This is a genomic window from Nonomuraea sp. NPDC048916, from assembly GCF_040649575.1.
GTDB lineage: Bacteria > Actinomycetota > Actinomycetes > Streptosporangiales > Streptosporangiaceae > Nonomuraea.
In genome coordinates this window covers 1-20,231 of the sequence record NZ_JBEZFS010000020.1, presented here as the reverse complement: position 1 = coordinate 20,231, position 20,231 = coordinate 1, and the positions used below count along the sequence as shown (strand labels likewise).

The following is a 20,231-nucleotide window of genomic DNA, read 5'->3' as shown; positions in this document are numbered from 1 at the left end:
GCTCCTACCCGTCGTGGTGGATGCGGCCCCGGGTCTCGGTCAGCGGCTTGCCCGAGCCGCCCCACCTCAGCTGGATCAGCTCGGCGGCGATCGAGACCGCGGTCTCCTCGGGGGTCCGGGCGCCGAGGTCGAGGCCGATGGGCGAGCGCAACCGGGCCAGCTCGGCCTCGGTCATGCCCGCCTCGCGCAGCCGTGCCAGCCGGTCGTCGTGGGTGCGGCGGGAGCCCATCGCGCCCACGTAGCCCGCCTCGGTGCGCAGCGCCACCTCCAGCAGCGGCACGTCGAACTTGGGATCGTGGGTGAGGACGCAGATCACCGTGCGCTCGTCCACCCGCACGGAGGCCAGGTAGTCGTGCGGCCACTTCACCACGACCTCGTCCGCCTCCGGGAAGCGCCTGGCCGTGGCGAAGATCGGCCGGGCGTCGCAGACGGTCACCCGGTAGCCCAGGAACTTGCCGATCCGCGCCATGGCCGCGGCGAAGTCGATCGCCCCGAACACCAGCATCCGCGGCGGCGGCGCGAAGGAGTGCACGAACACGGACAGGTCGTCCAGCCGCCGCTCGCCCTGCCCGCCGTAGTGCCGGATCCCGGTCAGCCCCTGGGCCAGCATGCCGCGGGCGTCGTCGTCCACGGCCTCGTCCAGCCGCTCCAGGCCGAGCGTCCCGGAGGAGCGGTCGGGCCAGATGACGCGGCGGGCGCCGACCTGGCCGGGCCCGGAGACGACGGTCGCGATGGCGACGGGCTCGTGCGCGGCCAGCGACTCGGAGATCTCGCCGAGCTCGGGGAAGGTCTCCCTGGAGATGGGCTCGACCAGGATGTCGATGATGCCGCCGCAGGTCAGGCCGACGGAGAACGCGTCGTCGTCCGTCACGCCGTACCTCTGCAGGACGGGGACGTCGGTCTCGGAGGCCAGCTCGAACACCGCGCCCTCGACGCACCCTCCGGACACGCTGCCGACGACCTCGTCGCCGCGCACCGCCATCGCCGCGCCCGGTGGCCGGGGCGCGCTGCTGAACGTGCTCACCACCGTGGCGAGCCCGAACCTGTGCCCCGAGTTCCACCAGTGCATGATCTCCGGCAGCACGTCACGCATGGGCGAGCCTTTCGCTGAGTTCCGCGTAGGCGGCCAGGCTGTGCCCGGCAACCAGGTCGTCGAGGTAGGGGAGGGCGGCCCGCATGCCCCCGGTCAGCGGCTGGTAGTCCTCGTACCCCTTGTGTGGGTTAACCCATATCACCCGGTATGCCTGCCGGGACAGCCTGGCGAGCTGTGTCCCGAGCAACTCGGGATCACCGCGCTCCCAGCCGTCCGAGGCGACCACCACGATCGCCCCTCTCGCGCTGTAGCGGGTGAGATACTCCCTGAGCTCCTCGCCCAGCCTGGTCCCCCCGCTCCAGTCGGGGATGGTCCTGGACACCTCGTTCAGCGCCGTGCCCGGGTCGCGGTGACGCAGCTCGGCGGTGATCGAGGTGAGCCGGGTGCCGACCGAGTAGACCCTGGTGGCACGCGGCTCGCTCCTGACCAGGGCGTGCGCGTAGCGCAGCAGCGTCTCGGAGTAGGGCGCCATCGAGCCGCTGACGTCGACGAACAGCACGACCCTGCGCGGCCGGGTGGTGTGCGCCCGGCGCAGCAGCCGGGCCACCTCGCCCTTCCGCAGCGCCTCGCGGATGGTGCGGCGCTGGTCCATCTCGCCCCGGTGCGACGCCTCGAAGCGCCGGGAGCGGCGACGGGCGCGCCCGCTCTTCAGCATCGACAGCATCCGGTGCACCTCGGCCCGCTCGCTGTCGGTCAGCCTGGCCACGTCGCGGTGCCTGAGGAGCTCGGTCCGGCTGGCCGTGGCCGGGGCGGCGGTGCCCTCGTCGTCCCGCTCGCCGTCGCCGGCCGCGGTGTGCCGGGTGACCGTCGTGGTGCTCACCCGGGTGGCCGTCGCCTTCCGGCCGCCGAAGTAGGCCTCGAAGCACCGGTCGTACCTGGGCAGGTCGTCGGGCGTGGCGCAGAGGGTGAGCCGGCCGGCCCAGTAGAAGTCGCGCGGGCTGGTCACGTCGAGGTGGTCGAGGGCCTTCAGCAGGTTCCGGGCGCGTTCGTGGTCGGCGCCGACGCCGGCGGCGCGTAGTGTGGTCGCGAACCCGGTGACGGTGGCCGCCAGCTCATCCATGACCCGTCCGTTGCCCGTTGCCGCCGCCGAGCAGCCCGTTGCCGAGGACGCTCTCGACGTCCTCGCGGTACTTGAGCGCGGCCCCCAGGGTGGCGGCCGCCCGGCCGGGGTCGAGCTCCCTCGCGCCGAGCGTGAGCAGCGCCTCGGTCCAGTCGAGCGTCTCCGCCACTCCGGGCGGCTTGATCAGGTCGGCCTGCCGCAGCCGCTCGGCCGCCCGCGCCACCTGGACGGCCAGCGTCTCGGTGCACTCGGGCAGGCGGCGCAGCAGGATCGCCACCTCCCGGTCGAAGCTCGGATGCTCCAGCCAGTGGTAGAGACAGCGGCGCTTGAGCGCGTCGTGCACCTCGCGTGTCCGGTTGGAGGTCACCACGACCACCGGCGGCGTCACGGCCGTGATGGTGCCGAGCTCCGGGATGGAGATGGTGAAGTCGGACAGCACCTCCAGCAGGAACGCCTCGAACTCGTCGTCGGCCCGGTCGACCTCGTCCACGAGCAGCACGCTGGGCTGCGTCTCGATGGCCTTCAGCAGCGGCCGGGCGATCAGGAACCGCCGGTCGTAGATCTCGCCTTCGAGCCTGCCGACGTCGGTGATCCCGGCGGCCTCGGCCGCCTTCAGGTGGAGCAGCTGCCGCGCGAAGTCCCAGTCGTAGAGCGCCTGGGCGGCGTCGAGGCCCTCGTAGCACTGCAGCCGGATCAGGGGCGCCTCCAGCAGCTCCGCCAGCGTCTTGGCCAGCTCGGTCTTGCCGACTCCCGCCTCCCCTTCGAGAAAGAGCGGCCTGCCCATCCTGAGCGCGAGGAACGCGGCCGTGGCCAGTCCCTCGTCCGCCAGGTAGGCGTGCCGGTCGAGCAACTCGATGAGCTTTTCTGGCGATTCGATGTCCATCGCCGTGATTGTCCGCCGCAGCACCCCTCCAGGCTACGCGCCGGCACGGCCACGTCGACGACTACGACGCCTGTCTGGAGTCGGTCGAGCTGAACGAACGCCTTCCCATGGAGTACGCCGCCGACTCGGTCATCTCCGTCAAGGGACCCGACGGCCGCAAGCGCTTCGTGATCGTGGAGGTGCAGCGACGCTTCAGCAAACGCAAGATCTGGTCCTGGGCCGCCTACGTGGGCGGCCTCATGGGCCGGCACGAGTGCGGGGTCATGCTGGTCGTGGCCTGCGCCGGCAGGGCGGCGGCCGATCGCTACAGGGAGCCGATCAGCCCCAAGGAGAGCCGCCTGATCCTCTGCCCCGTGGTGGTCGGCCCGGACGAGCTGCCCGTCCTGCGCGAACGGGAGGACGTGCCGGCCTCCCCCGAGATCGCGACGCTCAGCGCCATCGCACACCAGGACGACTTCAAAACGGTCGTGGCAGTGGCGACGACCCTGGCCACTTTCGATGACGACCGGAGCCTCGTTTACTACGATCACCTGCGCGGACAGCTCTCGGAGGAGCTCCGTGCCGATCTGGAGGAGATCATGGTCCAAACCAAGCCCCGCCTCCGGTTCACCCGCCCCATCGAGCTCGAAGCCGAGGCGCGGGGCGAGGCACGAGGTGAGGCACGCGGTGAGGCCAAGTTGCTGCTCACCGTCCTCGAAGCGCGCGGACTGAAGATCGCGTACGCGCGCCGCGAGGCCATCGAGACCTGCACCGACACCGGCCTGCTGCTCCGGTGGGGCACCCGCGCCGCCACCGCGTCAAGCCTCGACGAGGTCTTCGGCGACGACTAGTCCTCCCTCGCCTCGCCCCGCTCGCGGATCAGGGCCGCGAGCTCGGCCGTGGACCGGCGGGCGCGGGCCTTCTCGGAGCCCTGGATGCCCATGGCCCCGATCGTGCGGCCGTCGGAGAAGTCGATCCGGGGCCAGGGGTCGCCGACGAGCAGCGTGACGTCGATGACCTCAGGCCAGGTGTAGCGATGGGTGCGCAGGGCGTTGACGAGGGTCACGCCCTCGTCGTCGGCCTCGACCCGCACCCGGCCGAGCAGGTGCAGGACGAAGGCCACCGCGCAGCCGAACATCACCAGCGCGATCCGGTCGATCAGCGTGAACGGCTCGGAGATGAAGACCGCCATCACCACGGCGCCCAGCACGATCAGCACGGCGAAGCCGTACGCGACGACTCTGGTGCGGTGCGGGCGCCAGGTGACGGGCAGGGGCGGAGGAGTCACGGGCACGGCCACGAGGGAAACCTACCGCAGGTCAGCGTAGGTCCCTCAGGAGGAGGGCGGTCTCGAGCGCCGCGACCGCCGACTCGTAGCCCTTGTCCTCCTTGCTGCCGGGCAGGCCGGAGCGGTCCAGTGCCTGATCGAGGGTCTCGCAGGTCAGCACGCCGTTGCCGACGGGGGTCTCCTCGTCGAGCGAGATCCTGGTCAGCCCGGCCGTCACCGAGTCGCAGACGTAGTCGAAGTGCGCCGTCTCGCCACGGATGACGGCCCCCAGCGCCACCACCGCGTCGCAGCGGCGGGCCAGTGCCTGGGCGACCACCGGGATCTCCAGCGACCCCGGCACCCGCACCACGGTGACCGTGGCCCCGCTGTCGTCGCACGCCTGCACGGCGCGGGCCACCAGCTGGTCAGTGATCTTGGCGTGCCAGCCCGCGGCCACCACGCCGACCACCAGCCCGCCGGCGTCCGGCACCGGGCGTGCCTGCGGACGTCCCTCGCCGCTCATGAGGCCTCCGAGATGTCGTGGCCGAGGCGGTCGCGCTTGGCCTTCAGGTAACGCTCGTTGTGCGGGTTCGTCGCGACCGGCATGGGCTCACGGCCGAGCACCTTGATGCCGTAGCCGTCCATGCCCTTGAGCTTGGCCGGGTTGTTGGTGAGCAGCCGCACCGACTTGACGCCGAGGTCGGCCAGGATCTGACCGGCGTTGGAGAACTCCCGCGCGTCGATGGGCAGGCCCAGCTCGATGTTGGCGTCGACGGTGTCGCTGCCGTTGTCCTGCAGGCTGTAAGCCCTGAGCTTGGCCAGCAGGCCGATGCCCCTGCCCTCGTGGCCGCGCAGGTAGACGACCACGCCGCGGCCCTCCGCGGCGATCGCCGACATCGCGTGGCCGAGCTGCACGCCGCAGTCGCAGCGCAGCGAGCCGAACACGTCGCCGGTCAGGCACTCGGAGTGGGCGCGGACGAGGATGTTCTCGCCGTCGCCGAGGTCGCCGAAGACGAGCGCCACGTGCTCGCCGCCGTCGAGCGCGCTGGCGTAGCCGTAGGTCTTCCACATCCCGTACGCGTTGGGCAGGCTGGTCTCGGCGACCCGGGTGACCATGCTCTCGGTCCGGCGCCGGTAGTCGACGAGTTGCTCGATGGAGATGAGCGCCAGGCCGTGCTCGTCGGCGAAGGCCCGCAGCTCGGGCAGCCGGGCCATGGTGCCGTCGTCGTTGACGACCTCGGCCAGCACGCCCGCGGGCGACAGCCCGGCCAGCCTGGCCAGGTCGACGGCCGCCTCGGTGTGGCCGCGCCTGGCCAGCACGCCGCCCTCGTGGTAGCGCAGCGGGAAGATGTGGCCGGGTCGCACCAGCTCGTAGGGCTCGGTGGCGGAGTCGGCGAGCGCCCGGATCGTCTTGGCGCGGTCGGCCGCGGAGATGCCGGTGGTCACGCCGTCGCGCGCGTCCACGCTGATCGTGTAGGCGGTCCGCATGCGCTCCCTGTTCTGGAAGACCATGAGGGGCAGGCCCAGCCGGTCGAGCTCCTTGCCCTCCATGGGCACGCAGATGACGCCGCTGGTGTGCCTGATCGTGAACGTCAGCAGCTCCGGCGTGGCCTTGCCTGCGGCGAAGATGATGTCGCCCTCGTTCTCCCGGTTCTCGTCGTCGACCACCACGACGGGCCTGCCCTCGCGGATGTCGTCGACGGCCCGCTCGACGGGGTCGAAGGTGATGTCCGTCACGACGCCACCGCCAGTTGCCCCGGAGCGTTCCGCACGGACCGGTATTCCCTCAGCCATTTCACGAACCCCACGATCACGAGAACGAAGAACACGCCGTAGACGGTGCCCGAGACGACCAGTCCCGAGCTGAACGCCAGCGGCACCCCGACCAGGTCGACGGCGACCCAGACGATCCAGAAGTCGACCAGCGCCCTGCCCTGCGCCCAGGTGGCGACGGCGCTGCCGACGAAGATGTAGGCGTCGGCGGCCACCAGGAACGCGCCTTCCGGCAGCGGCACGCGCGCGCCCCACGACAGGCCGGTGACGAAGAACAGCACGCCGACGACGGCCGTGCCGGCCAGCATGACGGCGATCAGCCCGGCGCGTTCCCGCGGCGAGGCGGGCCGCACGGCCAGCCCGCCGCCGTTCTGCGTGCCGCGCCGCCAGGCCCACCAGCCGTAGATCGCCAGCGCCCCGAACAACGCCTGTTTAAGCGCGTTGCCGGTGATATGCGCGTTGATCGACGCGACGAACAGCAGCACCGCGCCGGTGAACTGCACCGGCCAGGTCCAGATGGACTTGCGCATGGCGAACAGGACGGTGGCCAGGGCGGCTGCGTTGCCGACCAGGTCCGTCCAGAGCACGCGTGTGCCGAAGATCTCGAATCCGGCGTCGGCCCAGTTCACTGCCTGACCACCAGCCTCTCCACGTACTTCGCGATCACGTCGACCTCGATGTTGACCAGGTCGCCCACCTGGCGCTCGCCCATGGTGGTCAGCTTCAGCGTGGTCGGGATGAGGCTCACGCCGAAGCTCTCGTCGTCAACGGTCGTGACCGTCAGGCTGATTCCGTCGATGGCGATCGAGCCCTTCTCCGCCACGTACCTGCTGAGCTCGGCGGGCAGCGAGAACCTCAGGTTGTCCCAGTTGTCGCCCGGCTCGCGGGACAGCAGCACGGCGGTGCCGTCGACGTGGCCCTGCACGATGTGGCCGCCGAGGCGCTGGTCGGCTCGCACGGCCCGCTCCAGGTTGACGGCCGAGCCCTCCCGCAGGCGGCCGAGGGAGCTGCGGTCGAGCGACTCCTTGATCACGTCCACCGTGAACACGCCTCCGCCGGCGGCCACGACGGTGAGGCAGACGCCGTTGACCGCGATCGAGTCGCCGTGGGCGGCGTCGGAGGTGACGATCGGGCCGCGGACGGACAGCCGGGCCGAGTCTCCGGCCGGTTCGACGGCCACGACCTCGCCCTTTTCTTCGATGATTCCGGTGAACATCACTTCTCCCTGCGGGGTGCTGGTGCGGGCCGGGCGATCAGCCGGAGGTCCGGCCCGATGACGGAGATGTCGTCGAAGGTGAACCGGTGGGCGCCGGCGATGGTGCGCACTCCGGCGTCGCCGAGGGCGGCGGCGCCGGCTCCGAGGAGCGCGGGTGCGACGTAGGCGACGACCCGGTCGACCAGGCCGTGCCGGAGGAAGGAGCCGGCCAGGGCCGGGCCGCCTTCGAGGAACACGCTGACGACGTCGCGCGTGGCCAGCTCGTCCAGGAGCTTGCGCAGGTCCAGGCCGTCGTCGTGACGTGGCAGGCGCAGCAGGTCGGCCTTGAGGTCGGTGCGGGTGTCGTCGGCGATCGCGACCAGCGTGGGCGCCTGGCCGTCGAGCACCCGGGCGGTGGGCGGGGTTCGCGCGGCCGAGTCGACCACGACACGCAGGATGGGCCGCGCGGAAGGGCGGGGGGTGCGGGCGGTGAGGAGTGGGTCGTCGGCGAGCACGGTGCCGATGCCGGCGACGATGGCGTCGCAGCGGGCGCGCAGCCGGTGGACGTCGGCGCGGGCCTCGGGCGAGGTGATCCACTGGCTGGTGCCGTCGGCGGCGGCCGACCTGCCGTCGAGGGTGGCGGCGTACTTCCACGTCACGTGAGGGCGGCCGAGCCGGGCGAAGGTCAGCCACTCGGCGTTGACCCGCTCGGCCTCCTCGGCGAGCACCCCCGTCTCCACGGTGACGCCATGCGCGCGGAGGCGGGCGGCGCCTCCGGCGGCGGCGGGGGTGGGATCGGCGACGGCGACGACCACGCGGGCGACACCGGCGTCGAGCAGCGCCTGGCTGCACGGGCCGGTCCGGCCGGTGTGGTCGCAGGGTTCGAGCGTCACGTAGGCGGTGCCGCCCCGCGCCCGCTCTCCCGCCTGCCGCAGCGCGACGACCTCGGCGTGCGGGCCACCGGCTCGGGCGTGGAAGCCCTCGCCGGCGACGTCGTGGCCGGCGTCGAGGATGACGCAGCCGACGACGGGGTTGGGGCTGGTGTCGCCGCGCCCGCGCGCGGCCAGTTCGACGGCTCGCGCCATGTGCGCGGCGTCCTGGGCGGGTGTCTCCACCCCGGGCCTCCTACTCGCCAGTAGCTCCTAGCTACGGCGGGCCCCGGGGGATATGACGATGCGTGTACGCACCAGTGAGGCGCCCGGCCTGACACCGGACACCCGCGTGCTTCCTCCCATCCGGACTTTGACCGTCGGTCCTGGAGTTTCACCAGGTCAACCGGCTGATGGCATCAGCCGGGTCGCGGACTATCACCGCCGGTTCGGAATTTCACCGACCCCGGAGCACGCTAGCTCTCCCATCAGTCTGCCATGCCGGAAAAGGGCGCGCGCGACCACCCCCGCCACGGCAAGCAAGCGAACGCTAGGTCAACGGGTGCTAGGCGGCCGTCATGCGACGGGCCCGGCGGGCCACCGGAGAGTAGCGGACCTGGGCGGGCACGAGGCCGAGACCCGCGTGCAGGGTGCGCAGCGTGGCCGTCGCCCACAGGTCGCCGACGGGGGTGGCCGGCAGGCCGTACAGCCTCCTGGCCCAGCGGGGCAGCGTGGCGAAGGCGAGGAGCGTGAGGGCGGGCACCGCGGGCCTGAGCGGGGTGAGGATCAGCGGGAGCGGGGCGTTCAGTGACAGTCGCAGCGGATGGGCCGCCTCGGGGACGAAGCGCAGGCCGGGACGTTCGGCCTGGATGTAGTCGCGCATCTCCGCCACCGTGCCGGGGACGTCGCCGGGCGCCAGGCCGACGACCTCGGCGGCCCGCCGCCACTCCGCGACGAACCGGTCCGCCTCGTCGTCCGTCAGCCGAACTCCCGCCCTGCGGGCCACCGACAGGTAGGAGTCGACCTCGCCCACGTGGACCCAGCGCAGCGCCTCGGGGTCGTCGAGGTGGTAGTCCTGGCCGGTGTCGGGATCGTGCGCGGTCAGCGTGGCGTGGATCTTGCGGACGCGCCTGCCCGCCCGCTCCACCTCGGCGCGCGTGCCGTAGGTCCTGACCCGGACGAACTCGGTGGTCCGCGTGAAACGCGACCAGGATTCGGCCGGGTCCATCAGCGCGGAGTTCTGCAGCACGCCGCGCATCGCGCGCGGGTGCAGCCCCTGCATCAGCAGCGCGCGGAAGCCGCCGACCAGCAGGATCGGCTCCCCCATGACCCGCCACGTCACCGATCCGGGTCCGAACAGCCCATGGTCCGTCATAAGTAAATAGTTACCCATTCGTCGGCTGGTTCATGTCACAGCCATGTCTTGGTTATGACCCATTTTCATGATTTCGGACGCTGTAGCGGACTACATCTTGACATTTCGCGGTGGAGCAGGTCAACACACAAAGAGAATCAAGTCAATCGATATTGGACAACAAATCACAGAGACCTAAACAAATCATTCCCGCAGGTGGCATGCCTCTGCAAACGTACGAGCAGGCTGGCAAGTTTCCGTTGTGGCGCCATTGCCAGGGAGCCCCGTCCGATGACGACACCGATGTCCACAGCGCCATTGACCGACGTGACGTCCCTGACCGAAACCCCCGAATCGGTAGGGCGTTCGCCGGGCCAGTTGATGTGGCTGCGCTTCCGAAGAGGACCGCACCGGGGTGGCGTCCGCGGTGATCGTGATCTTCTTCTTCCTCGTCGCGCTCCTCGCGCCCGTCATCTCCTCGCTATACGGAAAGGACCCGTACACGCTGTACGGCCAGGACCTCCCCGGCCTGCTCAACGAGTACGGCTACCCGCTCCTGCCGAACGGCGGCATCAGCTCGGAATTCTGGTTCGGCATCGAGCCCGTCGATCGAGCGGATGTTCGCCCCCTTCATCACCTTCGGCCCCAGCTACATCCAGCAGTGGCTGACCCAGGAGGACTACAACAAGGCCTACTCCGGCCCGTACGACGGCAAGCGACTCGACGGCATCGAGACGCCCGACGACAAGACGATCGTCTTCACCGTCACGACGCCGCACGCCGACGCCAACTACGCCTTCGCCATGGGCGGCTACGCCATCGTGCCCAAGGTCAGGGACATCAAGGAGGAGTACGACAAGGAGCCCACCTCCTCCGGGCCGTACATGCCGCCCGGCCCGCTGCGACTACACGGGACTGCTGGGACGCGGGGTGTGCGCGGGCGACCGGCCCGAGCTGTCACCGCACCACGGCCACGGCGACGCCTGCTACCTGCCACCCGGCCAGAAGGCCGAACACCGCCCGCGACCCGGCCGCCCGGATGAGGAGAACACGTGACGGAGAAGCTGCTGGAGCTGTCCGGCGTGGTGAAGCACTTCCCCGTCAGGGGCGGCTTCCTGGTCAAGCACCAGATCGGCGCGGTGCACGCGGTGGACGGCGTCGACCTGACCGTGCACGCGGGCGAGACGCTCGGCCTGGTCGGCGAGTCCGGCTGCGGAAAGTCGACCACCGGGCGGCCGGCGGCCCGGCTCCTGGAGCCGACCGGCGGCACGATCCGCCTCGACCCGGCGCTCCAGGCCTGATCGATATTCCGGCCGAGACCGGTCCTTACGCCGTGGCGGCCTTGACGCGCAGCTCCTCGACGGCGGCGGCCCGGTCGGCGCTGCCGTAGACGGCGCTGCCGGCCACGAAGACGTCGGCGCCCGCCTCGGCGCAGCGGGCGATGGTGTCGGTGGTGACACCGCCGTCCACCTGGATCCAGATCTCGCCGCCGTACCGCTCGACGAGCGCGCGGGCGATGCGGATCTTGGGCAGCACCATGTCGAGGAACTCCTGCCCACCGAAGCCGGGCTCCACCGTCATGAGCAGGAGCATGTCGATCTCGCCCAGCAGGCCCTCGTACGGCTCGACGGCGGTGCCCGGGTTGAGGGCGAGCGCCGCCCGGGCGCCGAACGAGCGGATCTGGCGCAGGGTGCGCACCGGAGCCCTGGACGCCTCGGCGTGAATGGTCACGCTGCCCGCCCCCAACTCGGCGTAGAGCGGCGCCCACCGGTCGGGGTCCTCGATCATCAGGTGGCAGTCGAGCGGTAGCGACGTGGCCTTGAGCAGCGCCTCGACGACGGGGAGCCCGAGCGTGAGGTTGGGCACGAAGTGGTTGTCCATGACGTCGACGTGCAGCCAGTCGGCGTTGGGGACCGCGGCGGCTTCGTCGGCGAGCCGGGCGAAGTCGGCGGACAGGATGCTGGGTGAGATCTGTACGGCCATGATGTAGGGAGTCTATTGAACGACTCCCCACCCCCTCGGACCGGATCCGGTGCCGGCACGCCATGCCGCGCCCCGGCCCGGACCCGATCAGGCGGGCAGCCTGCGGAGCAGGGCGAGGAACATCGCGTCGGTGCCGTGCCGGTGCGGCCAGAACTGCGCGTGCGGCCCGTCGCCCAGGCCCTCGATCCCGGGCAGGTAGTCGCGCGCGTCGAGCTGACGCACGTCGTCTCTGCGTCCGATCACGTCTCCCACCACGACCCTGGTCTCGGCCAGGTGCGGCGAGCACGTGACGTAGGCGACCACCCCGCCCGGGCGCGTGGCCTCGATCGCGGAGTCGAGCAGGCGCCGCTGCAGCCTGCCGAGCTCGGCGACGCCCGAGGGATCACGCCGCCAGCGCGCCTCGGGCCGCCGGCGCAGCGCGCCGAGACCGGTGCAGGGGGCGTCGAGCATGACCCGGTCGAAGGAGGCGGGCCGCCACGCGGGCTCGGTGGCGTCGGCGGTGATCACGGCCGCGTCCCTGGTGGTCTGCCAGACCAGGCGGGACCGGTGGTGCTGCGCGTCGGAGGCGAGCAGCCGCGCCCCGCCCGGAAACGCCTCGCCGGCGCCCGGCACGCCGTCGTCGAGCCCGGCGAGGTCGCCGTGGGTGGCGATGGCGTCGAGCAGCCCGGCCTTGCCGCCGGGGCCGGCGCACATGTCGAGCCACAGCTCGTCGCGGCGATCGAGCGGCACCCGGGTCAGCGCGAGGGCCACCAGCTGGCTGGCTTCGTCCTGCACGGCGGCCCGGGTCTCGGCGACGGCGGTGATCCTGCCGGGGTCGCCCTCGGGCAGATAGGCGGCGTACGGCGACAGACGGCCCGGCTCGGCGGCCCCGAGCTCCGCCACCGAGCTGCGGCCCGGCCGGGCCACCAGCGTCACCAGGGGACGCGTGTTGTCGGCCTCGAGGAGCGCGGCGGTCTCGTCGGCGGCGGCGCCCAGAGCGTCGCGGAAGGCGCTGACGATCCACCGGGGATGGCTGTGGACGATCGCGAGGTGGCCCGACGGGTCGTCGGCCGGGTCGGGGGCGACGATCGCCATCCACTCGTCGAGCGACCTGGACGCGATCTTGCGGAGCACCGCGTTGACGAACTTGGCGGCGCCCGCGCCGATGCGCAGGCGGACGAGGTCGACGGTGGTGCCGACGGCGGCGTGCGGCGGGACGCGCATCTTGAGCAGCTGGTGGGCGCCGAGCCGCAGGGCGTCGCGCACGCCGGGATCGGGCTCCCGGTCGCCGCACACCTTGATGATCGCGTCGTAGCCGCCCAGCCCGCGCAGGGTGCCGTAGGCCAGCTCGGTCGCCAGCGCCGCGTCGCGCCCCTTCAGCCCGCGCTCCCGCAGGAGGCGGGGCATCAGCAGGTTGGCGTAGGCGTCTCGCTCGTCGACCGCCCGCAGGACGTCGAACGCCGCGTTGCGCGCCTGGTCACGAGCCGGCCTGCGTGGACTCCGGCCGCCCCGGCCACCGGCCGGCTTTCGGTCCGTGCGGTGCGTCATGCGAACCTTTCGCCACTGTCGACCCGCGTTCCGCGAGCCCATTCGCCCGCGCTCATCCGCCGCTTGCCCTCGGGCTGGACCTCGCCCAGCTCGACGGGGTGGGTGGCGGTGCCGACCAGAACGGTGTTCTTGGCGGCGGCAACCACGCCCGGATCGAGCTGCTCGGCGCCGGGCGCGAGCCGGACGGGACCGAGCTTCACCCGATGCCCGCGGAACGTGCTCCAGGCTCCGGGACCGGGCGTGCAGGCCCGGATGAGACGGTCGACGCGCATGGCCGGCCCGGCCCAGTCGACCTGGGCGTCGACCACGTTGATCTTGGGTGCGAGGCTGACCCCGTCGAGGGGCTGCGGGCGCGCCTCCAGCTTGCCGTCCTCGACCCCGTCGAGTGTGGCGGCGAGCAGCTCGGCGCCGGAGACGGACAGCCGGTCGAGCAGCTCGCCGCTGGTGTCGCCGGGCCTGATCGCCTCGGTGACCACGCCGTAGACGGGCCCGGCGTCGAGCTCCTTGACGATCTGGAACGTCGAGGCGCCGGTGATCTCGTCGCCGTGCAGGATCGCGTGCTGGACGGGGGCGGCGCCCCGCCAGGCGGGCAGGATCGAGAAGTGCAGGTTGATCCAGCCGAAGCGGGGCACGTCGAGCGCCCGCTGCGGCAGCAGCGCGCCGTAGGCGACCACGGGACAGCAGTCGGGCCGCAGGGCCGCCAGCCGCTCCAGGAACAGGGGGTCGCCGGCCTTCGCGGGGCGCAGCACCTCGATGCCCGCCTCCTCGGCCAGCTCGGCGACGGGTGACGGGTGGACCCTGCGGCCCCTGCCGGACTGGGCGTCGGGCCGGGTGACCACCGCGACCACCTCGTGGCGCGGCGAGTCGATCAGGACGCGCAGCGACGGCAGGGCCGTCTCGGGTGTGCCCGCGAAGACGAGACGCATGGTCAGAGCGCCCTTCCGCCGGTGGCGTGCGGGGAGAACCTGACCACGGGGGCGGTCAGGCCGCTCCACTCGGCCTCGCGGACGGCCTTCATCGCGAGCTTGCGCTGCTTGGGGTCCATCCGGTCGATGAACAGGATGCCGTCGAGGTGGTCGGTCTCGTGCTGGAGGCAGCGCGCCATCAGATCGCTGCCCTCGATCGTGACGGGCTCGCCGTGCATGTCGAAGCCCTTGGCCACCGCCCGGACGGCACGCGGCGTCGGGAACGACAGGCCCGGAAAGGACAGGCAGCCCTCCTCGCCCTCCTCGTCGAGGTCGGCGGACAGGTCGAGGTCGGGGTTGATCAGGTGACCGAGCCGCTCGTCGATGTAGTAGGTGAACACCCGCAGGCCGACGCCGATCTGCGGGGCGGCGAGACCGGCGCCCGGAGCGTCCATCATCGTGTCGGTCAGGTCTTTGACCAGCTTCCGGAGCTCCTTGTCGAAGTCGACGACCGGGGCCGCCGGGGTGCGCAGCACCGGGTCTCCGAACAGCCGGATCGACTGGATCGCCAAAGGGGTTACTCCGTTTCGTCGGCAGGATCAGCCCAGTTTAGTGTGCGCCAGGGATCGGGCTTTCATCGCCGCTTTCCGGGCGGCCTTGACCACGGCCGGGTCGTCGTGGGCCGTGGCGAGCATGTCGAGCACGGCGAGCGTGTCCGGGTGGCCCACGGCGGGCATCTCCCCGACGAGCCGGATCAGGTCTTCGCGGGGCTCGGGCGTGTCCAGCCTGCCCGCGGCGTGGCCCGACAGGTGCATGAGGGCGGCCAGCGAGTCGACGCCGATCCAGGTGTGGTCGCCGGGGCTGAGCGCCGGGGCGTCGAGGTCGCGGATGTGCAGCCAGGAGGCGGCGTAGCGGCGCATCATCGGCAGCTCCAGCGCCTGGCGGACGGGCCCCTCGGCCTCGGGCCCGAGTTCCTCCAGGATGGCGCCGACCGCGCCGCGCCGCCCGGCGGTGCCGGTGGCCGCGATCTCGATCAGCTCGCGGGCGGCCTCCTCGGGCGCGCGGCGCTCCAGCCACCCCGCGACGGCGCTCTGCGTGGCGGCGCCCTTCACCAGGGATTCGACCAGCTCGGCGGCGGACAGGTCGGCGAACACCTCGACCTCGGCGGCGGTGGGCGCGTCGTGCCCCTCGCGCAGCAGGTCGCGGCGGATGGCCCAGACGCCGAGCGGGGTGAGCGCGGTGCGGCCGGCCGCGGTCTGCTCGACCAGCCCGCAGTAGGCCAGCAGGGACAGCGCCTCCAGCAGCTCGGCCGGCAGCGAGGCGGCCAGCCTGCGCATCGGGACCGCCCCGGGCTCGCAGGCCACCTCGTGCGACTGCAGGATACCCCTGGCCAGGTTGGCGACCGCGACGCCGGAGCGCACGGAGTAGATGGTGGCCAGCATCTCGGCGAGGTGGTCGTCGACCACGGCCGAGCCGGTCAGCCCCTCGTCGGCGCGGTCGAGCACGTCCATGACGACGCCGTCCCAGAACTCCAGGGTGGCCTCGGCCGTCAGCCGCGTCGGCTGCGGGCCGCGCATGGCCTGGCCGCGGACGATCCGCAGCAGGCCGGTGTTGACGGCGACGATCCAGACGAGCCGGACGCGGCCGGCCGGCACGCCGAGCTCCTCGGCGGCGGCCGCGGCGTCGGGCTCGGTCAGCAGCCCATCGGGGGTCACCGGGCGGCTACCGGTCCAGGTGGCCAGCCGGATGGCGTCGGCGACCAGCGGAACCCCGGGGACCAGCAGGGCCAGCTCCTCGTCGGGAGCGAGCATGACCGGCGGGAAGGTGAGCGCCTCGCGCTCCACGGCTGTCTCCTGCGGCGGCCGTGGCGGCACGGCGGCCTGCTCATCGATCAGCTTGCGCAGCTCGGCGAGGTTGAAGACGTTGTTTGCCACCCACGAAACTTACTGCACAGGAGTCACAGGGGTGTACTCATCGGATGCCCCGCGAGCGGGCTTTGAAGGCGGCCTTGCGGGCGGCCTTGGCCACCGTGCCGTCGGGCAGCGAGCGCCCCAGGAGCTCCAGGACGTCGACGACGTCGGGGTGGTCGACGCGCCACATCTCCTCGATCAGGTGGGCGGGCGGGCCGGAGGCGGCCATGTTCTCGCCGAACACGTCGGGCTCCTCCTCGGCGGCGGGCATCGCCAGCGCGAGCATGTCGATGCTGACCCAGAGCAGCTCCTCCTGGGTGAGCACGGGAGCGGGCAGCCCGCGGCTGGCGAGCCAGTGGATGGCGTGCGGGCGCAGCTCGTGGTCGTCGAGACAGGCGCGCACCTCGTCCTCGGCCTCCACGCCCAGCCGGTCGACGATGGTGACCGCGATGCCGCGGGCCACGGCGGGCGCTCCGACGGCCGCGGCGAGCAGCTCGGCCGCCGCCGCGCCGGGGCTTCTGCGGTCGAGCCAGCGGGTGATGTCGCCCTCGGCCAGGTCGGTCTGCACCCCTTCGAGCAGCCCTTCGATGAGGCCGGTCGCGTCGGCCTCGGCCAGGTCGGCGGCCTGCGGCGCGTCGAGGCCGAGGGTGAGGTAGTGCTCGCGCAGCGCCCAGACGGCGAGCGGGGTCAGCCCCGCCGTGCCGCCCTCCTCCTCGACCAGGCCGCACCAGGCCAGCCGGCCGAGCGTGCCCGCCACGTCGACCTCGCCCTCCTCGGCGAGCTCTTCGAGGTATTCGCCGATCACGGTGACCGGCACCCGCGCCTGCAGCCGGTAGAGCATGTCGAACAGGTCGTAGAGCTCGTCGTCCAGCTCGGCGCTGCCGGTGACGGCGCCCCCGGTGTCCTGCTCGACGAGATGGGCGACGATCTCCGCCCACCTCTGCAGCGGCTCGCCGCCGGTGCTCCGGCGCAGGTCTCCGGCCAGCCCCCGGTGCGGCCCCGGCCCAGTGAGCTCCGCCCAGAGCGGAACACCGGCCAGGCCGGCCAGCAGGTCGCCGGGCGGCGCGAGCCGTACGGCGGGCAGCGGGGAGCAGCCCGGGCAGTCGCACGGCGCCTCCCCGAGATCGGGCGGCTCACTGGAGGGGACGGCGATCGACTGCTCGAGCGACTCGGGGCCGATCGCGCTGAACAGGCTCTTGGCCATGCCGAAGTTGGCCGGGTCGGCGAGCGCCTCGGGCATCCTGGGCGCGATGTCGGCGATCCGCTCGCGCATCGCGGCCGCGGTCTCCTCGCTCACCTCACCGGCGTCGCGCAGGTAGTCGACCAGCGTGCGGGCGGCGGCCACGGTCTCGGGGGCGCTCTCGGGCGGCGCGATGACCTTGCGGGGATAGATGGACAGCAGCAGCTCGTCGAAGGTGTCGGGGGTGAAGTCGCCGAGCTCGTGGACGTCGAGGTAGTCGCTGGCGTAGTCGCAGAGCAGGCGGACCTCGTCCGCGTCCACCTCGACGCCCCGCGTGCGGCCCCAGGCGCGCAGGTGGTCGATGGCTCGGTTCACCCATTCGATCGACACACAGGCACGCTAACGGCTGACTTACAGATGAGCGAATCGGGGATATGACCTAAATCAGGTCGAGTGGGTCGACACTCACCCTCACGACATCCGGCGCCTTACGCGCCGCACGCACTCCGCTGGCCCCCTTCAGCGCGGTGGCCAGACCGGCCCCTCCGCCGCGGGGAACACGGATCATGGCACGTTCCCTGCCGGCCTCGTCGATCGGAACCGGGCCGAGCACCTGCGCCTCGGCGGGCAGGCGTACCTCGTCGAGCATCTGCCTGACCGCCGCGGCGGCGCCGGTGAGCGTCGCCATCCGCACCGCGGGCGGGAAGCCCAGCTCGGCGCGGTCCGCCAGCTCGCGCTCGGCGTGGGTGATCGGATCCCACCGCAGCAGAGCCTGTACGGCGGGCAGCGCGGCGTCGCCGAGCACCACCAGCTCGGCCCCGGGCCGGAGCAGCGCGGCGGCGTTCATCCAGCGGCGCAGCGCCTCCTCCCCCGCCCGCAGGTCGGCCCGGCCGAGCAGTGCCCACGCGTCGAGCAGCACGGCCGCCGCGTAGCCTCCCTCGGCCACCGGCTCGGCGCCGGGGGTGGCGACCACCAGCGCGCGGGCGGCGGGGACGGTCGCCAGGACGCCGTCGCGGCCCGACGTCCGCACCGGCACCGAGGGGAAGGCACGGCCCAGCTCCTCGGCGGTGCGCCGGGCGCCGACGACCATGGCCCGCAGCCTCGGGCCCCCGCAGCTCGAACAGCGCCAGCCGGGATCCACCCGTCCGCACCAGCGGCAGTAGGGGGCCGCGTGACCGCTCCTGAGGGCGAGCGGGCCGTGGCAGCGCGGCTCGCTCTCCCCTGCTTCGAGAGTCCCGGCCTCCTCCGGCCGGCCGCCGGACCGGGTGGGCGGCAGCGCGCAGCGGGCGGGAGCGCGGCAGCGCTGGCAGGCCACGGCGGGCAGGTAGCCGCGCCGGGGCACGTGCACCAGCACGGGCCCGCTCTCCAGCCCCTGGCGCAGCGCCCGCCAGGCCAGGCTGGGCAGCCGCGCCGCCCTGGCCGCCTGGTCCTTGGCCAGCTCGGCGTCCTCCCCCGCGGGCTTCACCCGGGGGGCGAGGCTCCTGATCGTCTGCCGGGCGGCGACGATCGGCCTGGCCCATCCGGTGGCGACGAGCTGGGTGGCCTCCGCGGTGCGGGAGTAGCCGCCGATCAGCATGGCCGCGCCGGTGCGGTGGGCCCGGAGCGCGAGCACCTCACGGGCGTGCGGGTAGGGCGCCAGCCGCTCGGCGTGCAGGTCGTCGCCGTCGTCCCAGATGGCCACCAGCCCGAGGCCGGGCACCGGGGCGAACATCGCGGCCCGCGTGCCCACGACCGCCCGCGCCTGCCCCCTGAGCACCCGCAGCCACCGGCGGTAGCGCTCGGCGGGCCCGAGGTCCGCGGTGAGCGCCACATACGCCTCCGGCCCCAGCACCCCGCCGAACGCCGCCTCGGCCAGCGCCACGTCCTTGCCGTCGGGGACGACGACCAGCGCCCCCCGGCCGCCGTCGAGCGTGGCCCGCACCGCCTCGGCCACCGGCTCGGCCCATCCCCTGGCGCCGGGCAGCGCCTGCCACACCGCCCGCGGGGCCCTCCCCTCGCGGAGCGCGTCGAGGAACGAGCCCCCCATCGAGTACGCCTCCCACGCCCCGGCGCCAAGCCTTTCACCCGCCTCCGGCTGAGGATCCCGCGGCCGGCGAAGGCCCCCGTCCGTCCGGACACCGGATACGGGCCCGGACACCTGCGAGCCAGCCCCGGACGACCGGACATCGGATACGGGCCCGGACACCTGCGAGCCAGCCCCGGACGACCGGACATCGGATACGGGCCCGGACACCTGTGGCTCAGCGCCGGACGGCAGAACACCGGATACGAGCCCGGACACCTGCGAGCCAGCCCCGGACGACGGGACATCGGATACGAGCCCGGACACCTGTGGCTCGGCCCCGGATGGCCGGGCGCCCGCCGGCGGCGTGTCTTCGGGTGGGTGGGTGGTGGGCGGGGTCTCGGCCTCGGCCCTGGCGTGGCGGGGCGGCACGGCGAGGCGCAGCACGTCGGCCAGTGTCCCCGCGTACCGGTCGGCGACCGCCCGGGCGAGCCCCGTGATCTCCGGCGTCAGCACCCGTTCCGGAGAGACCACCCGCTCCAGGGGCGCCAGCTTGCCGGTGTGCTCGCTCTGCTCGGCCCGCTCCAGCAGGAACCCGTCGACCAGCTTCCCGGCGAACCGCACCCGCACCCGCACCCCGGCCCGGGCCGTCTCGTGCATCGAGGCGGGCACCAGGTAGTCGAAAGGCCGGTCGAGGTGGGACAGCGGATTGTCCACGGCCACCTTGGCCACCGGCAGCGAGGGCGCAGGGACCGGGGCTCCCTTCGACGGCGCCGCCGCGGGCCGCACGGCGTCGAGCGGCAGGAGGGCGTCGTCGGAGTCGGTCACGCCCTACGTCTACCAGACCCCGAGACCCCGAACGCCCGTCACGGGAACCCCGGGCGCCTCCACCAGCCGCGGGCGACAGCCCATGCCGGATCACCGCCGTCTCCCGGGGGGATGGCCCGCGAACACGGCGACTGCCGCAGCCCCGGCGGGTGGGGTGCGGCAGTCGGCGGGTGACGCGTGACGGTCGGAGACCGCGGCGGGTGAGGAGTAGGACACCTCGGAGGGTGACGGTCGGAGACCGCGGCGGGTGAGGAGCAGGCGACCGCCGCGGTCTGACGGGTCAGAGACCGGCGGCGGTCCTGAGTGCCTCGGCGCGGTCGGTGGACTCCCAGGAGAAGCCCTCGCGGCCGAAGTGGCCGTAGGCGGCGGTCTCGGAGTAGATCGGGCGCAGCAGGTCGAGGTCGCGGATGATGGCGGCCGGGC

General features: G+C 72.8%; 21 protein-coding genes, 1 pseudogene and 1 riboswitch. Of the genes and pseudogenes, 4 read left to right on the top strand and 18 right to left on the bottom strand.

Annotated elements, in window-relative coordinates; translation table 11 throughout:
• Positions 1 to 4: 4 nt before the first annotated feature.
• Genes AB0C16_RS22350 through AB0C16_RS22340 form a run of 3 tightly spaced genes read right to left on the bottom strand, consistent with a single transcriptional unit; the run spans position 5 to position 3,036 of the window.
• Positions 5 to 1,093, bottom strand: coding sequence for an XdhC/CoxI family protein (locus tag AB0C16_RS22350; RefSeq protein ID WP_357685808.1), 1,089 nt, complete (start codon positions 1,091 to 1,093; stop codon positions 5 to 7).
• Positions 1,086 to 2,153 (bottom strand): VWA domain-containing protein, encoded by a 1,068-nt coding sequence (locus AB0C16_RS22345; protein ID WP_357685806.1) that lies wholly within the window; start codon positions 2,151 to 2,153, stop codon positions 1,086 to 1,088. Before AB0C16_RS22345 ends, AB0C16_RS22350 begins: the two co-directional genes overlap by 8 nt.
• Entirely contained in the window at positions 2,146 to 3,036 is an 891-nt protein-coding gene (locus AB0C16_RS22340) for a MoxR family ATPase (RefSeq protein WP_357685804.1), read from the bottom strand. Before AB0C16_RS22340 ends, AB0C16_RS22345 begins: the two co-directional genes overlap by 8 nt.
• A gap of 8 nt (positions 3,037 to 3,044) precedes the next feature.
• On the opposite strand from AB0C16_RS22340, the gene AB0C16_RS22335 reads away from it, so the two are divergent.
• A complete protein-coding gene (locus AB0C16_RS22335) occupies positions 3,045 to 3,866 on the top strand; it encodes a hypothetical protein (protein ID WP_357685803.1) in 822 nt (273 codons plus the stop codon).
• Here AB0C16_RS22335 and AB0C16_RS22330 read toward each other — a convergent pair.
• The 7 genes from AB0C16_RS22330 to AB0C16_RS22300 form a co-directional block, all read right to left on the bottom strand.
• The gene (locus tag AB0C16_RS22330; protein WP_357685801.1) at positions 3,863 to 4,315 is read right to left on the bottom strand and encodes a PH domain-containing protein; all 453 of its coding nucleotides are present in this window, start codon (positions 4,313 to 4,315) and stop codon (positions 3,863 to 3,865) included. The genes AB0C16_RS22335 and AB0C16_RS22330 overlap by 4 nt on opposite strands.
• Positions 4,316 to 4,334: 19 nt before the next feature.
• Positions 4,335 to 4,805 carry a 6,7-dimethyl-8-ribityllumazine synthase gene (gene ribH / locus AB0C16_RS22325; RefSeq protein WP_357685799.1) on the bottom strand — a complete coding sequence of 157 codons (471 nt, stop codon included), beginning with the start codon at positions 4,803 to 4,805 and terminating at the stop codon, positions 4,335 to 4,337.
• The gene (locus tag AB0C16_RS22320) at positions 4,802 to 6,019 is read right to left on the bottom strand and encodes a bifunctional 3,4-dihydroxy-2-butanone-4-phosphate synthase/GTP cyclohydrolase II (RefSeq protein WP_357685797.1); all 1,218 of its coding nucleotides are present in this window, start codon (positions 6,017 to 6,019) and stop codon (positions 4,802 to 4,804) included. Before AB0C16_RS22320 ends, ribH begins: the two co-directional genes overlap by 4 nt.
• Positions 6,016 to 6,684: a nicotinamide mononucleotide transporter family protein gene (locus AB0C16_RS22315; protein ID WP_357685796.1), complete on the bottom strand. Its 669-nt coding sequence runs from the start codon at positions 6,682 to 6,684 to the stop codon at positions 6,016 to 6,018. Before AB0C16_RS22315 ends, AB0C16_RS22320 begins: the two co-directional genes overlap by 4 nt.
• Positions 6,681 to 7,271, bottom strand: a complete 591-nt coding sequence (locus AB0C16_RS22310) for a riboflavin synthase (RefSeq protein WP_357685794.1) — start codon at positions 7,269 to 7,271, stop codon at positions 6,681 to 6,683. Before AB0C16_RS22310 ends, AB0C16_RS22315 begins: the two co-directional genes overlap by 4 nt.
• On the bottom strand, positions 7,271 to 8,365 hold the full coding sequence (gene ribD, locus AB0C16_RS22305; RefSeq protein WP_357685792.1) for a bifunctional diaminohydroxyphosphoribosylaminopyrimidine deaminase/5-amino-6-(5-phosphoribosylamino)uracil reductase RibD: 1,095 nt from the start codon (positions 8,363 to 8,365) through the stop codon (positions 7,271 to 7,273). Before ribD ends, AB0C16_RS22310 begins: the two co-directional genes overlap by 1 nt.
• A gap of 102 nt (positions 8,366 to 8,467) precedes the next feature.
• Positions 8,468 to 8,598, bottom strand: a riboswitch (FMN riboswitch).
• A gap of 86 nt (positions 8,599 to 8,684) precedes the next feature.
• Positions 8,685 to 9,494 carry an oxygenase MpaB family protein gene (locus AB0C16_RS22300; protein ID WP_357685790.1) on the bottom strand — a complete coding sequence of 270 codons (810 nt, stop codon included), beginning with the start codon at positions 9,492 to 9,494 and terminating at the stop codon, positions 8,685 to 8,687.
• Between the two features lie 394 nt (positions 9,495 to 9,888).
• Between AB0C16_RS22300 and AB0C16_RS22295 the strand changes: the two are divergent.
• The 3 genes and pseudogenes from AB0C16_RS22295 to AB0C16_RS22285 form a co-directional block, all read left to right on the top strand.
• A pseudogene (locus tag AB0C16_RS22295) lies at positions 9,889 to 9,987 on the top strand (hypothetical protein); the annotation flags it as partial.
• Positions 9,988 to 10,090: 103 nt separating this feature from the next.
• On the top strand, positions 10,091 to 10,516 hold the full coding sequence (locus AB0C16_RS22290; protein ID WP_357685788.1) for an ABC transporter substrate-binding protein: 426 nt from the start codon (positions 10,091 to 10,093) through the stop codon (positions 10,514 to 10,516).
• 9 nt (positions 10,517 to 10,525) lie between these two features.
• Positions 10,526 to 10,774, top strand: coding sequence for an ATP-binding cassette domain-containing protein (locus AB0C16_RS22285; protein WP_357685786.1), 249 nt, complete (start codon positions 10,526 to 10,528; stop codon positions 10,772 to 10,774).
• A 25-nt stretch (positions 10,775 to 10,799) separates the two neighbouring features.
• On the opposite strand, the gene rpe is transcribed toward AB0C16_RS22285, so the two are convergent.
• The 8 genes from rpe to AB0C16_RS22245 all read right to left on the bottom strand — a co-directional run.
• Positions 10,800 to 11,456: a ribulose-phosphate 3-epimerase gene (gene rpe, locus AB0C16_RS22280; protein ID WP_357685784.1), complete on the bottom strand. Its 657-nt coding sequence runs from the start codon at positions 11,454 to 11,456 to the stop codon at positions 10,800 to 10,802.
• Between the two features lie 87 nt (positions 11,457 to 11,543).
• A complete protein-coding gene (locus tag AB0C16_RS22275) occupies positions 11,544 to 12,983 on the bottom strand; it encodes a transcription antitermination factor NusB (RefSeq protein ID WP_357685782.1) in 1,440 nt (479 codons plus the stop codon).
• A complete protein-coding gene (gene fmt, locus AB0C16_RS22270; RefSeq protein ID WP_357685780.1) occupies positions 12,980 to 13,909 on the bottom strand; it encodes a methionyl-tRNA formyltransferase in 930 nt (309 codons plus the stop codon). Before fmt ends, AB0C16_RS22275 begins: the two co-directional genes overlap by 4 nt.
• Before the next feature lie 2 nt (positions 13,910 to 13,911).
• Positions 13,912 to 14,460, bottom strand: coding sequence for a peptide deformylase (gene def, locus AB0C16_RS22265; protein WP_357685778.1), 549 nt, complete (start codon positions 14,458 to 14,460; stop codon positions 13,912 to 13,914).
• A gap of 27 nt (positions 14,461 to 14,487) precedes the next feature.
• The gene (locus tag AB0C16_RS22260; protein ID WP_357685776.1) at positions 14,488 to 15,822 is read right to left on the bottom strand and encodes a hypothetical protein; all 1,335 of its coding nucleotides are present in this window, start codon (positions 15,820 to 15,822) and stop codon (positions 14,488 to 14,490) included.
• Between the two features lie 37 nt (positions 15,823 to 15,859).
• Entirely contained in the window at positions 15,860 to 17,368 is a 1,509-nt protein-coding gene (locus AB0C16_RS22255; RefSeq protein WP_357685774.1) for a hypothetical protein, read from the bottom strand.
• 49 nt (positions 17,369 to 17,417) lie between these two features.
• Positions 17,418 to 19,769, bottom strand: coding sequence for a primosomal protein N' (locus AB0C16_RS22250; protein WP_357685904.1), 2,352 nt, complete (start codon positions 19,767 to 19,769; stop codon positions 17,418 to 17,420).
• A gap of 319 nt (positions 19,770 to 20,088) precedes the next feature.
• On the bottom strand, positions 20,089 to 20,231 hold a 143-nt coding region (locus AB0C16_RS22245), incomplete at its 5' end, for a methionine adenosyltransferase domain-containing protein (RefSeq protein WP_357681641.1).